This is a genomic window from Mesorhizobium intechi, from assembly GCF_002879535.1.
Taxonomy (GTDB): Bacteria; Pseudomonadota; Alphaproteobacteria; order Rhizobiales; family Rhizobiaceae; genus Mesorhizobium; species Mesorhizobium intechi.
In genome coordinates, this window is record NZ_PNOT02000243.1 from 32,242 (window position 1) to 45,932 (window position 13,691).

A 13,691-nucleotide genomic window follows, 5' to 3' on the forward strand; every position below is an offset into this window, starting at 1 on the left:
CGTCCTGATTGGCCTCATCAGCTCTCAATCCACAAAGATCAGCGCCGGCGTTTCCAGCAGCGCCTTGATGCGCTGCACGAACACCGCGGCATCCCAGCCGTCGATCACCCGATGGTCGAAGCTGGACGACAGGTTCATCATCTTGCGCGGGATGAACTGCGTGCCGTCCCACAGCGGCCGCACCATCATCTTGTTGACGCCGATGATGGCCACTTCCGGATGATTGATGACCGGCGTCGTCGCGATGCCGCCCATGGCGCCGAGCGAGGTGATGGTGATGGTCGAGCCCGACAGCTCGTCGCGCGTCGCCGTGCCGGACTTGGCAGCCTCGGCCAGCCTGTTGACCTCGGCGCCGCAATCCCAGATGTCGCGCGCCTCGGCATGCTTGACGACAGGCACCACCAGCCCGGACGGCGTCTGCGCGGCGATGCCGATATGGATGCCGCCATGCTGGTGGATGATGCCGGCCTCGTCGTCGAACAGCGAATTGAGCTGGGGCTGGTCGGCGATCGCCTTGACCATCGCCCGCATCAGGAACGGCAGCAGCGTCAGCTTCGGCCTGTCCGCGCGCTTTTCCTTGTTGAGGGCGGCGCGCAAGTCCTCCAGTGCGGTGACGTCGATCTCCTCGACATAGGTGATGTGCGGGATGCGCGATCTCGACAGCGTCATCTTCTCGGCGATCTTGCGCCGCAAGCCCACCAGCTTGATGTCCTCGACGGCATCGTTGCGCGCGAGGCCCGAAGCCTTGGCGACCTGCGGCCCGCGCGCCAGGAATGCCTCGATGTCGTCATGGCCGATGCGTCCGGCCGGGCCGCTTCCCGCGACCTGCCTGAGATCGATGCCGGCCTCTTTCGCGCGCAGCCGCACGGCCGGCGACGCCAACGGCTTTTCCCCCTCCGGGCGCGGCGAGCCGGAGACTGACCCCTGCCCGGTGTTTTTCGCAATGGCCGCAGCGGGTTTCGCCACCGGGGCGCCGGCCTTTGGCGAGGTCTTCGCGGGCGGCGCGGCGGTCTCCGGCTTCGGCGTCGGGAGCTTCGCCGGCGGCGCGGCGGCCACCGCCTCGGCCTTGGCATCGCCCTGCGGCTTCACATTGCCTTCGCCCGCCACCTTCAGCCGCACGATGGGGGAGCCGATCGCCACCGTGTCGCCGATCTCCGCGCCCAGCCACAGGATCTCGCCATCGACGGGCGACGGGATCTCGACCGTCGCCTTGTCGGTCATGACGGCGGCAAGCACGGTGTCCTCGCGCACCATGTCGCCGACCTTGACGTGCCATTCGACGAGTTCGGCCTCAGCAACGCCCTCGCCGACATCGGGCAGCTTGATGATGTGTTCGCCCATGTCAGGCCTCCCCCACTTTAGGCTTCCAATGTTTCAATGAGCGCGCGGCCGACCCGGGCGGGGCCGGGGAAATAGTCCCATTCCTGCGCGTGCGGATAGGGCGTGTCCCAGCCGGCGACCCGCGCCACCGGCGCCTCCAGACGGTAGAAGCAGTTTTCCTGCACCAGCGCCGACAGCTCGGCGCCGAAGCCGGAGGTCAGCGTCGCCTCATGCACGATGACGCAGCGCCCGGTCTTGTTCACCGAAGCGACGATGGCGTCGAGGTCGAGCGGCAAGAGCGTTCGGAGATCGATGATCTCGGCATCGATGCCGGTCTCCTCGGCCGCGGCCTGGGCGACATAGACCATGGTGCCGTAGGCGAGCACCGTGACCGCCGAGCCGGTCCTGCGGATCGCCGCCTTGCCGAGCGGCACGGTGTAGTGCCCGTCGGCGACCTCGCCGAGCTCATGCTTCGACCACGGCGTCACCGGACGGTCGTGATGGCCGTCGAAGGGGCCGTTGTAGAGCCGCTTCGGCTCGAGGAAGATCACCGGATCGGGATCCTCGATCGCAGCGATCAGCAGCCCCTTGGCGTCATGCGGGTTGGACGGCACCACCGTCTTCAGGCCGGACACATGCGTGAACAGGGCTTCCGGGGACTGGCTGTGCGTCTGGCCGCCGAAAATGCCGCCGCCGGTCGGCATGCGGACCACGATCGGGCAGGTGAAATCGCCGTTCGAACGGTAGCGCAGCCTGGCGGCTTCCTGGGTCAGCTGGTCGTAGGCCGGATACATGTAGTCGGCAAACTGAATTTCCACGCATGGCTTCAGGCCGTAGGCGGCCATGCCGATGGCCGAGCCGACAATGCCGGATTCGTTGATCGGCGCGTCGAAGCAGCGGCTCTTGCCGTATTTGGCCTGCAGGCCTTGCGTGCAGCGAAAGACGCCGCCGAAGAAGCCGACATCCTCGCCGAACACGACGACCTTGTCGTCGCGCCCCATCGACACGTCCATGGCATCACGAATGGCCTCGATCATGGTCCGTCTCGGCATGGCTCAGACTCCCGCCTGCTGGCGCTGGCGCCTGAGATGCGGCGGCATTTCGGCATAGAGGCCCTCGAACATGTCGCGCGTCGACGGCTTGCCGCCGGCATGCAGCGTGCCGTGGCTCTCCGCTTCTTTCTGCGCGGCGATCACCGTGTCGAGGATTTCCGCCTCGGCCTGCGCGTGCCGCTCATGCGACCAGACGCCGAGCCCGATCAGATGGTTCTTCAGCCGCACGATCGGATCGCCGAGCGGCCAGGCATCGGATTCGGTCTTCGGCCGGTAGGCTGAAGGATCGTCCGAGCTCGAATGGGCGCCGGCGCGGTAGGTGACATATTCGACCAGCGTCGGTCCAAGATTCTTCCGCGCGCGCTCGGCCGCCCATTTGGCCACCGCATGCACGGCGAGATAGTCATTGCCGTCGACACGCAGCGACGGGATGCCGAAGCCGAGGCCCCGCGCCGCGAAGGTGCCGGAGCCGCCGCGCGCAATGCCCTGGAAGGTCGAGATCGCCCACTGGTTGTTGACGACATTGAGCACGACCGGGGCCTTGTAGGTGGAGGCGAACACCAGCGCCGAATGGAAATCGGATTCCGCTGTCGAGCCGTCGCCGATCCAGGCCGCCGCGATCTTCGTATCGTTCGAGATGGCCGAAGCCATCGCCCAGCCGACCGCCTGTATGTACTGCGTCGCCAGATTGCCGGATATGGAGAAGAAGCCGTGCTCCTTCGACGAATACATGATCGGCAGCTGCCGGCCCTTCAGCGGGTCGGCCTCGTTGGAATAGATCTGGTTCATCATCGTGACCATCGGATAGTCGTCGGCGATGAGCAGGCCGGCCTGGCGATAGGTCGGAAAATTCATGTCGCCCGGCTGGAGCGCCTTGCGGAAGGCGCAGCTCACAGCCTCTTCGCCCAGATGCTGCATGTAGAAGGAGGTCTTGCCCTGGCGCTGCGCCATCTGCATGCGGGCGTCGAAGGTCCTGAGCGTCATCATATGGCGCAGGCCTTGCAGCAGCTCCTCATTGGAGAGCAGCCCTGCCCAGGGTCCGACCGCCTCGCCATCGCGGTTCAGCACGCGGATGATGGAGAAGGCCATGTCGCGGATGGTGCGCGGATCGACAGCGATGTCGGGGCGCGGCACCGAGCCGGCCGCGGCGATGGTCACGTTGGAGAAGTCAGGCGTGCCGCCCGGCCGCACTTCCGGCTCCGGAACGTGAAAATGCAACATCCCATCATCGGCCACGGCCTTCGTCCTCCAATGTTGCCTGGCGCCGATATTCGCACATCCGCGCGTCCAGTGCGAATTCACCGAAGCTCGTCGGACCGGCCGCGCCGGCCGATCCAGCCTCCTGCGCCAAGATGGAGATATGTCCGCGAAATTTCTTGTCGATGTTTCACGGCGCCGCGCAATTTGGGGCAAGCTCGGGCGGGGGTTTCCGCCAGATAAGGCGATCGGGCGGCGGACCATCGCCCGGTCTTGCTTTCCCATGAGGTCTTGCTTCTCTCATGAGGGAAGAAGGGAAAGAACGTCGGTGCCGATCGCCATTCACCCCAACCCCGCATCATGCTAACCACCCCCCATGGCACAGAAGAAAGCTTTCGAGGTCGATTCCTGGCTCGCGCGGCCCGACCCGCGCATCTCCATCGTCCTGCTCTACGGCCCCGATCGCGGCCTCGTCTCCGAGCGTGCGAAGGCCTTTGCCGAAAAGACCGGCCTGCCGCTCGACGATCCCTTCTCCGTGGTCCGGCTCGAGGGCTCGGAGGTCGACCGCGACGAGGGCCGGCTGCTCGACGAAGCCCGCACCGTGCCGATGTTTTCCGACCGGCGGCTGCTCTGGGTGCGCAATGCCACCGGCCAGAAGGCCCTGGCCGAGGACGTCAAGGCGCTGACGGCGGAACCCGCGCGCGATGCCATCATCCTCATCGAGGCCGGAGATCTCAAGAAGGGCGTCGGCCTGCGCGCCGTGGTGGAGGGCGCCGACAACGCCATGGCGCTGCCTTGCTATGCCGACGAGGCGCGCGACATCGACACGGTCATCGACGATGAATTGCGCAAGGCCGGCATGTCGATGACGCTGGAGGCGAGACAAGCGCTGCGCCGCAATCTCGGCGGCGACAGGCTGGCTTCGCGCGGCGAGATCGAGAAGCTCATCCTCTATGCCCACGGCCAGAAGGAGATCGGCCTGGAGGATATCAGGGCGATGTCGGGCGACGTGTCCGGCTCCTCGCTCGACGATGCCGTCGACGCGCTGCTGGAGGGCAAGATCGGCGACTTCGACACCGCCTTCACCCGCCACTGCCAGTCCGGCGGCCCGCCCTTCCTGGTGCTGTCCTCGGCGATGCGCCAGTTGCAGCAGATTCAAGTCATGCGCGGCCAGATGGACTCGGGCGGGCGCAACGCCGCGTCGGTCGTCGCCGGCGCGCGCCCGCCGGTCTTCTTTTCGCGGCGCAAGCTTGTGGAGAAGGCGCTGGAACGCTGGAGCAGCGATGCGCTGGGCCGCGCGCTGACCCGGCTGCAGACCGCCGTGCTGCAGACCCGCAAACGGTCCGATCTGTCCGAGGCGCTGGCGCGCCAGGCCCTGCTCGGCATTGCAGTGGAGAGCGCGAGGCTGGGGCAGCGTTAGAGCAGGAACAGTGAGCGGTTCTCCGGAAAACCGCGTTGGCGCTTTCCCTGGGAATCGCGTCAAAACAAAGAGTTAGAGCGATCGCCGCCTTTCCGGCGCGGGGCGATCTCATCGTGGGGAGACGGCGGGCATGCCGGAGGGGGCGCTGGCCCGCAGGCACCCCACGAAGGGAGAGATCGCACTTCGCCGATTGCGCCGGCGCCGCGAAACGAAAGGGCCGGCCCCACGGCCAGCCCTCTTTTTCAGCGTTGAACCAATCTTCCGCCTGAAGTCATTTGCCGGCTAATTACCGGTCCTGCTTCAGCCTCCGGCACAGCTCGTCCAGTTGTTCCAGCGAGCGGTAGGACACCCGCAGCTCGCCGCCCTTGCCCTTGTGATCGATGGCCACGATCATGCCGAGCGTGTCGGTCATCAGCTTTTCCAGCGCCTGCGTATCGGCATCCTTTTCCGGCGAGGCTTGCGGCTGCTTCGGCTTGGCCGGCGTGGGGCCGGCCGGCATCTGCGCCAGCGCTTCGGCCTGACGTACGGAAAGCCCTTCCTCGACGATGCGCTTGGCAAGGCCGGCCGGATCCGCCGCCGTCACCAGCGTGCGGGCATGGCCGGCCGACAGCGCGCCGTCGACCAGCATGTCGCGGATCACGTCCGGCAGTTTCAGCAGCCTGAGCGTGTTGGCGACATGGCTGCGGCTCTTGCCGATGACATTGCCGAGATCGGCCTGGGTGTAGCCATGCTCGTCGATCAGCTGCTGGTAGCCCAGCGCTTCCTCGACGGCGTTGAGGTCGGTTCGCTGGACGTTCTCGATGATCGCCAGCTCGAGCGCGGTGCGGTCGTTGACCTCGCGGATGATGACCGGGATCTCGCTCAGCCCGGCGCGCTGCGCCGCGCGCCAGCGCCGCTCGCCGGCGATGATCTCGTAGCGGCCCGCCTGCGACGGCGACGGCCGCGCCACCACCGGCTGGACCACGCCATGTTCGCGGATCGACTGGGCGAGGTCGGTCAACTCGGCGTCGCCAAAGTGCCGGCGCGGATTTTTCGGGTTGGGGCTGAGAAACTCGATCGGCACCTTGCCGTCGGCGCTCATGCCTGGCTTTTCCGGGGCCGCCGGGCGATCGATCTCGCCGATCAGTGCCGCCAGGCCACGGCCCAGTCTTTTCCTCGAAAGGTCTTCGCTCATGTCCATTCCAGGTCTATTTTGATTGTCGTCTTTGGATCGTTTCGGTATCGAATCGGCTTGTAATCCTGCGTCGGACCAATCAAGCGGCGCGCAATTTGCGCTCGCGGCGGATCACTTCCGAGGCCAGTTGCAGATAGGCCTGGCTGCCCGAGCACTTCAAATCGTAAAGGATCGCCGGCTTGCCGTAAGAGGGCGCCTCCGACACCCGCACATTGCGCGGAATGATGGTCTCGTAGACCTTGTCGCCCATATGCTGGCGGACATCCTGCACCACCTGGTTGGCGAGATTGTTGCGGCCGTCATACATGGTCAGCACGATGCCCTGGATGGTGAGGTCGGGATTGATCGACCGGCGCACCTGTTCGACGGTTTCCAGCAATTGGCTGAGGCCTTCGAGCGCGAAGAACTCGCATTGCAGCGGCACCAGCACCGAATCGGCCGCCGCCATGGAATTCAACGTCAGAAGGTTGAGCGAGGGCGGGCAGTCGATCAGCACATAACCGAAACCGGCCGAACGCGCCGAGGCGGCACGCAGGGCGTTGCGCAGCCGCAGCACCCGGTCGGGCGCCGAGGCGATCTCCATCTCGATGCCGAGCAGGTCGAGCGTCGACGGCACGATCGACAGGCCGGGCACGGCGGTCGGAATGGCGGCGGCTTCCAGCTCCAGTTCGCCGGTCAGCACATCATAGGAAGAAACGGTTCGGTCCTTGCGGTCGATGCCGAGGCCGGTGCTGGCATTGCCTTGCGGGTCGAGGTCGACGATCAGCACCTTTTCGCCGATCGCGGCCAGAGCGGTGGCCAGATTGATGGCGGTGGTGGTCTTGCCGACCCCGCCTTTCTGGTTGGCTACGGTGATGATTCGGGGGCCGTTCTTCATGGGTTTATGCCAGAAATTCATTTTGGGTCGCCAAATAGCCCGACCTGCCGAAGATCAGACAGGTCGCAGGTTAGACAGTTCCAGGATGACGCCATGGGGGTCCGTCACACTGGGATGTTCTACCAGATCGAAGGCCCATCGGTTAACGCTTTCTTGCACTTCGGCGCGATAATCCCGGCCTTTGTGGAACAGCCCGCGCGCGCCCGCCCTCAGCCACGGCGCCGAGAGGTCGAGCAGGACCGACAACGAGGCCAGAGCCCGTGCCGTGACGATTTGCGGTTGCGAAACAAGTGCATGGCTATCCTCGATCCGCCGCGCGACAACCCGCGCCGGCAGGTTGAACTGGCCGATGACTGTCTGCAGGAACGATGCCTTCTTGCGGTTGCTCTCCACCAGATCGATGCTGGCTCCGTCCCGCTCGGCGAGCAGAAAAGCCATGACCAGGCCCGGAAATCCGCCGCCCGAACCGATATCGACCCAATGCGTGGCATTGGGCTCTAGGCGCGCCAACTGCGCGCTGTCGAGGATGTGGCGCTGCCAGACATCGCCCGCCGTCGACTGCGCGACCAGGTTGATGCTGCGATTCCATTTCTGGAACATGGCTTCGAACGCCACCAGGCGATCGAATGTTTCACGTGAAACCGGGCCGGCCGCGTCCTGCAGGCTCTTCCAGGAGAAAGAGCTCACGCAACGTCCCTCTGCGCGCTCTCATGGTGGCGGACATGGGCGACAATGATCGCCAGCGCCGCCGGCGTCATGCCCTCCATGCGCTGCGCATCGGCGATGGACCGCGGCCGCCGCGCCTGCATCTTCTGCTTCAACTCGTTGGACAGGCCCGGTACACCGGCGAAATCGACCGTCTCGGGGATCAGCCGCCTCTCTTCGTGGCGGATCTGCGCGACATCGCTCTTCTGCCGGTTGAGATAGACCGAATATTTCGCCTCCGTTTCGAGACGCTCGGCGGTCTTGGCGTCGATCGCCGCGAATCTCGGCTCGATCCCGGCCAGCCACGCGACGTCGACCTCGGGATAGGCCAGCAGCTCATACCCGGACCGGCGCACGCCATCCCGATTGATCTCCAGCCCATGCCGCGCCGCCTCGTTGGGAGTCATTGCCACCGATCGGGCCAGTTCGCGCGCCGCGTCGAGCCGCCCCATGACATCGCCATAGCGCTGCATGCGTTGCGCCGAGGCGATCCCCAGCCTGTCGGCGACAGGCGTCAGCCGTTCATCGGCATTGTCGGCGCGCAACGACAGCCGGAATTCGGCGCGCGAGGTGAACATGCGGTAGGGTTCGCTGATGCCACGGCTGGTCAAATCGTCGACCATCACGCCGATATAGGCCTCGGTGCGGCTGAGCACGATCTGCTCGCCGCCCGATGCGCGCCGCGCCGCATTGAGGCCGGCGAGCAAGCCTTGCGCGGCCGCTTCCTCATACCCGGTCGTGCCGTTGATCTGCCCGGCGAGGAAGAGGCCGGCGACAATCTTCGTCTCCAGCGTCTGATTCAGCTCACGCGGATCGACGTGATCATACTCGATGGCATAGCCGGGCTGCAGCATGATTGCATGTTCGAGTCCGGGAATTGTCTTGAGTATCTCGAGCTGCACGTCTTCGGGTAGCGAGGTCGAAATGCCATTCGGATAGATGGTGTCGTCGTCGAGCCCTTCCGGCTCGAGAAAGATCTGGTGGCCGTCGCGGTCGCCGAATTTGACGATCTTGTCCTCGATCGACGGGCAATAGCGCGGCCCAACGCCTTCGATCGAACCGGAATACATGGCGGAGCGGCCGAGATTGGCGCGGATCAGCTCGTGCGTGGCCGATGTCGTGCGGGTGATGCCGCACTCGATCTGCGGTGCGGTGATGCGGTCGGTCATCAGCGAGAACGGCACCGGCTCCTCGTCCGCCGCCTGGCTGTCCAGCGACGCCCAGTCGATGGTTCGTCCGTCCAGCCGCGGTGGCGTGCCGGTCTTCAGCCGGCCGAGCCTGAAGCCGGCACGGTTCATCGTCGCCGACAGACCGAGGCTCGCCTGCTCGTTCATGCGGCCGGCGACGATCTTCTTCTCGCCAATATGGATGAGGCCACGCAGGAAGGTGCCGGTCGTCAGGACCACGGCGCCGCACGCCAGCCGGCGGCCGTCGGCCAGCAGGACGGCACCGATCCGTCCTTCGTTGATTTCGAAATCCAGCACTTCGCCCTCGACCACGTCGAGATCGTTCTGCTGCCGAATCGCTTCCTGCATGGCAAGGCGGTAGAGCTTTCTGTCGGCCTGCGTGCGCGGCCCGCGCACCGCAGGACCCTTGCGGCGGTTGAGCAAACGGAACTGGATGCCGGCCGCATCCGCGACGCGGCCCATCAGCCCGTCCATGGCGTCGATTTCGCGGACCAGATGGCCCTTGCCAAGCCCGCCGATTGCGGGATTGCACGACATCACGCCGATCGTGTCAAAGCGCAGCGTCACCAGCGCGGTCCTGGCGCCGGCGCGCGCGGCGGCGCTGGCCGCCTCGCACCCCGCATGGCCGCCGCCCACCACAACCACATCATAGTGATCGGTCATTTCAAATCCCGGACTCAAAAAGAGATGAGGGACACATGTCCCCGCAGGGCCAAGCTGTCAAGAAAACTTCGCGGCAAGTTTCACGTGGAACAGAGCAGGGCCCTTACTCTCCCCCCTGGGGAGGGCCGCCGCGCGGCAGCCGGGAAGCGTGCGCTCAGACTCCACCCGGACTTCGGGTCCAATCTCCCGCAAGGGTGAGCTATGGCGTGTTTCACGTGAATCACGGCTACCAATTGCCGGCCTGTCTCCCAGTTCATCATCCAAGGGCGGAGCAGGAGCGGAGCTCCGTCGCCGGGGCCCAAGCCTCTGTCTCGGACCGGGGTCGAACGGCGCATGCAGCAAGGACAGTACGTTGTGGTGCGTCAGCGTCCTGGCATGGATCCGGCGGCCCCAGCCGCGTCGCCTCGAACCGTGCCTAGCCATAGCGATGACGAAGCGACGAGGCTTCCACTAACGCGTCACCAGCACACAAACCCCGCGTGCCCCGCGTGCAAGCACTTGTTTCACCTGAGTCATTTCCCGATGCAGAACTGCGAGAAGATCACGTCGAGCATATCCTCGACATCGATCGCGCCGACGATCCGGCCCAGCCGGTCCGCCGCCAGCCGCAGCTCTTCGGCGCGCAGTTCCTGGCCCGCGGCGCCCTCGGCCGTGGCGCGAAGCAGATGGCGATTCGCCTCACCGAGCAGTTCGACATGGCGCAGGCGCGACGGCAGAACATCCCCGACATCACCCGCCGCTTCCGCCGCGCGCCGGCCGATTTCAGCGAGCACCGCCTCCACGCCAATGCCATTCACGACGGAAATGACGAAATCATACTTGCCAGCCGCATCGCCCGCTTCTTGCCCATCCACCAGGTCGAGCTTGGTGCCGACGCGCAGCAACCTCGCCGTGCCCGGGATTGGCCCGATATTGCCAGGAGCCGCAATGTCCTCCAGCAGCACCAGCAGATCGGCGCGGTCGGCCTTGGCTCGCGCTTTCTCGATGCCGATCGCCTCGACCTTGCCCGGCGCGTCGCGCAACCCGGCCGTATCCGTCAGCCTGACGCGCAGACCGCCGAGATCCAGCGTCACCTCGAGCAGGTCACGGGTCGTGCCGGGCTCATCCGTTACAATAGCTGCATCTCGCCGCGCCAAGGCGTTGAACAGACTCGACTTGCCGGCATTCGGCGCGCCGAGAATCACCACCTCGAAACCGTCCCGGATGATCTCGGCGGCGTGAAATCCGGCAACGTGGCGCTCGATTTCGCCGATCATCGCCCTTACATCCGACCAGACCGTATCCGAAACGGATCCCGGCACGTCCTCCTCGTCGGCAAAGTCGATCTCCGCCTCGATCATCGCCCGCGCATGGATCAGCCGGCGCCGCCAGCTCAGATAAAGCTCGCTCTGGGCACCCTCGGCATTCTGGACCGCGAAGCGTCGCTGCGCCTCGGTCTCGGCATTGACCAGATCCGCCAGCGCCTCCGTCTCGACGAGGTCGACCTTGCCGTTGAGGAACGCCCGTCGCGTGAACTCACCTGGCTCGGCATGCCTGACGCCTTCAAAACCACTGAAGATCTCCAGCATCCTGGCCACCACGGCGCGTCCGCCATGGACATGGAATTCGGCGACATCCTCCCCGGTGAAACTGGCCGGACCGGGAAAGAAGATGACCAGGCCGCTATCCAGGACCGTTCCATCCGGCGCCCTGAACTTGCGCAGGACCGCCCTTCGGTCCTTAACCATGCCGCCGGCAATCGTTTCGACCACGAATCGAGTACGGGGGCCGGAGATGCGCAGCACGGCGACGCCGGCCGGCAGCCGGCCGCTCGACAGCGCAACGATCGAATCGCCTGAAATCATTTGCCCGCTCTGTTGAACCGCCCTAGCCTCGCGCCTTCAAGACAACCCGAGTTTGCCCATCGTGACCCTGCCCGCGCAAAACCTGCTCGCCGAAGAGGCCAGCCCCTATCTGCAGCAGCACAGCGGCAATCCCGTCCATTGGCGGGCCTGGTCGCCGGCTTCGCTCGAGGAAGCACGGACGCTCGATCGCCCGATCCTGCTCTCCATCGGCTATGCCGCCTGCCACTGGTGCCATGTCATGGCGCATGAAAGCTTCGAGAATGACGGCGTCGCCGCCGTCATGAACCGTCTGTTCGTCAATATCAAGGTCGACCGCGAGGAGCGTCCCGACATCGACCAGATCTTCATGGCCGCGCTCTCCGCGATGGGCGAGCAGGGCGGCTGGCCGCTGACCATGTTCCTGACGCCGGACGGCAAGCCATTCTGGGGCGGCACCTATTTTCCGCGCGAGGCCCGCTATGGCCGTCCGGGCTTCGTCCAGGTCATGGAAGCGGTCGACAAGGCCTGGCGCGAGAAACGCGACAGCCTGCACCACAGCGCCGACGGGCTGACCTCTCATGTCGAGGCGCGGCTGTCCGGCACGCACGCCAGGCAGAGCCTCGACCGCGGCGCGCTCACCGACCTCGCCGGCGGCATAGACGGCATGATCGACCGCGACCTTGGCGGCCTGCGTGGCGCGCCGAAATTCCCCAACGCGCCATTCATGCTCACGCTATGGCTGTCCTGGCTGCGCGACGGCAACGCCGCGCATCGCGACGACGTGCTTGTCAGCCTGGAACGGATGCTGGCTGGCGGCATCTATGATCACATCGGCGGCGGGCTCAGCCGCTACTCCACCGATGCTGAATGGCTCGTGCCGCATTTCGAGAAGATGCTCTATGACAATGCCGAGTTGGTCCGCTTCTGCAACTGGGCCTTTTCGGCAAGCGGCAACGATTTGTTCCGGATACGAATCGAAGAGACCGTCGACTGGCTGCTGCGCGAGATGCGCGTCACCGGCGGCGCCCTTGCCGCCAGCCTCGACGCCGACAGCGATGGCGAGGAAGGGCTGTTCTACACCTGGAGCCGGCAAGAGATCGAAGCCGCCCTCGGTGACGATTCATCCTTGTTTTTCAGTTACTTCACGCTATCCAGCCCACAGGGTTGGGAAGGCAAGCCGATCGTCCACCAAACCCGCGCCCAGCAAGCCCAAAGCGTGGCCGACCGCGAAAAACTCCTCCCGCTCAAAGCCAGGCTTCTCGCGGTCCGGGAAAAGCGCGTCAGGCCAGGCCTCGATGCCAAGACCCTCACCGACTGGAACGGCCTGATGATCGCGGCCCTCGCCGAGGCCGGTCGCTCGCTGGGCCGGCCCGACTGGATCGAGGCCTCTGCCAAGGCGTTTGCCCATATCTCCCGCGCCAGCCGCGACGGCCGCCTGCCGCATTCCATGCTTGGCGCCAGAAAACTGTTTCCCGCCCTGTCGAGCGACTACGCCGCCATGGCCAACGCCGCGATCTCGCTGTTCGAGGCGTCTGGCGATTGGAACTACATCGACCTGGCGAAGCAGTTCATCGAGCAGCTCGACCGTTGGCATGCCGATGCCGCCGGCACAGGCTACTATCTGACCGCTTCGGACAGCACCGACGTGCCGATCCGCATCAGGGGCGATGTCGACGAAGCCGTTTCCTCGGCCACCAGCCAGATCATCGCGGCACTTGTGCGGCTCGCCTCCGTCACCGGCGATCTCGATCTCGGGGAACAAGCCTGGAAGATCGCCGAGCACGCGGCCGGCCGCGCGGCGCACCAGGCCCATGGCCGGGCCGGCATCGTCAATGCCTGTACGCTCGCCATCGAGCCTTTGAAACTGGTCATCGTCGACAGCCCAAAGGATCCAAAGCTCGTTCCGGTTGCGAATCGGTGCCCCGACCCGCGTCGCGTCGACATCATTGCCTTGATCGGTTCGGAAACGAATCGACCCTTGCTGCCCGGCGGGATCATGCCGCCGACCGACAAGCCGGGAGCCTGGCTTTGTACCGGGCAGGTGTGTCTGCCCGTGGTGACGGATGCTGGAGAACTGGAGCGGCTGTTGCGGCGATAGCGCCCACCGCCTTGTGGGATGAGAAGCGGTCCGCATGGCGGACGACAAGCCAACTGCTTGGCTTTTCGAGCTTCGAACGCCTTGAGCCTGCGAAGGGCTCGGCGGCCAGGTGCCTATCGCCTGTCGGCCCCCGCTGCGTGCCGTCGTTCCGCCGGCCTTTGATCGGGCCAGTGGC

10 protein-coding genes are annotated in these 13,691 nt (G+C 65.5%); 2 read left to right on the forward strand and 8 right to left on the reverse strand.

The features are described 5' to 3' along the window. Nucleotides 1–24 precede the first annotated feature (24 nt). Genes C1D09_RS21435 through C1D09_RS21445 form a run of 3 tightly spaced genes read right to left on the reverse strand, consistent with a single transcriptional unit; the run spans nt 25 to nt 3,608 of the window. Nucleotides 25–1,341: a dihydrolipoamide acetyltransferase family protein gene (locus tag C1D09_RS21435; RefSeq protein WP_143976196.1), complete on the reverse strand. Its 1,317-nt coding sequence runs from the start codon at nt 1,339–1,341 to the stop codon at nt 25–27. Nucleotides 1,342–1,358: 17 nt separating this feature from the next. Further along, nucleotides 1,359–2,372 (reverse strand): alpha-ketoacid dehydrogenase subunit beta, encoded by a 1,014-nt coding sequence (locus C1D09_RS21440; RefSeq protein WP_143976197.1) that lies wholly within the window; start codon nt 2,370–2,372, stop codon nt 1,359–1,361. Between the two features lie 3 nt (nt 2,373–2,375). After that, nucleotides 2,376–3,608, reverse strand: a complete 1,233-nt coding sequence (locus tag C1D09_RS21445; RefSeq protein WP_143976198.1) for a 3-methyl-2-oxobutanoate dehydrogenase (2-methylpropanoyl-transferring) subunit alpha — start codon at nt 3,606–3,608, stop codon at nt 2,376–2,378. Between the two features lie 337 nt (nt 3,609–3,945). On the opposite strand from C1D09_RS21445, the gene holA reads away from it, so the two are divergent. Next, entirely contained in the window at nt 3,946–4,989 is a 1,044-nt protein-coding gene (gene holA, locus C1D09_RS21450) for a DNA polymerase III subunit delta (protein ID WP_143976199.1), read from the forward strand. Nucleotides 4,990–5,275: 286 nt separating this feature from the next. On the opposite strand, the gene C1D09_RS21455 is transcribed toward holA, so the two are convergent. The 5 genes from C1D09_RS21455 to mnmE form a co-directional block, all read right to left on the reverse strand. Continuing rightward, a complete protein-coding gene (locus C1D09_RS21455) occupies nt 5,276–6,163 on the reverse strand; it encodes a ParB/RepB/Spo0J family partition protein (protein ID WP_143976200.1) in 888 nt (295 codons plus the stop codon). A gap of 79 nt (nt 6,164–6,242) precedes the next feature. Then, entirely contained in the window at nt 6,243–7,040 is a 798-nt protein-coding gene (locus C1D09_RS21460) for a ParA family protein (protein WP_019862172.1), read from the reverse strand. Nucleotides 7,041–7,094: 54 nt separating this feature from the next. Further along, nucleotides 7,095–7,727, reverse strand: coding sequence for a 16S rRNA (guanine(527)-N(7))-methyltransferase RsmG (gene rsmG / locus C1D09_RS21465; protein ID WP_143976201.1), 633 nt, complete (start codon nt 7,725–7,727; stop codon nt 7,095–7,097). Beyond that, nucleotides 7,724–9,595 carry a tRNA uridine-5-carboxymethylaminomethyl(34) synthesis enzyme MnmG gene (gene mnmG / locus C1D09_RS21470; RefSeq protein ID WP_143976202.1) on the reverse strand — a complete coding sequence of 624 codons (1,872 nt, stop codon included), beginning with the start codon at nt 9,593–9,595 and terminating at the stop codon, nt 7,724–7,726. Before mnmG ends, rsmG begins: the two co-directional genes overlap by 4 nt. 512 nt (nt 9,596–10,107) lie before the next feature. Continuing rightward, nucleotides 10,108–11,439, reverse strand: coding sequence for a tRNA uridine-5-carboxymethylaminomethyl(34) synthesis GTPase MnmE (mnmE, locus tag C1D09_RS21475; protein ID WP_143976203.1), 1,332 nt, complete (start codon nt 11,437–11,439; stop codon nt 10,108–10,110). 61 nt (nt 11,440–11,500) lie between these two features. On the opposite strand from mnmE, the gene C1D09_RS21480 reads away from it, so the two are divergent. Further along, nucleotides 11,501–13,516: a thioredoxin domain-containing protein gene (locus C1D09_RS21480; RefSeq protein WP_143976204.1), complete on the forward strand. Its 2,016-nt coding sequence runs from the start codon at nt 11,501–11,503 to the stop codon at nt 13,514–13,516. The last annotated feature ends 175 nt before the right edge of the window (nt 13,517–13,691 follow it).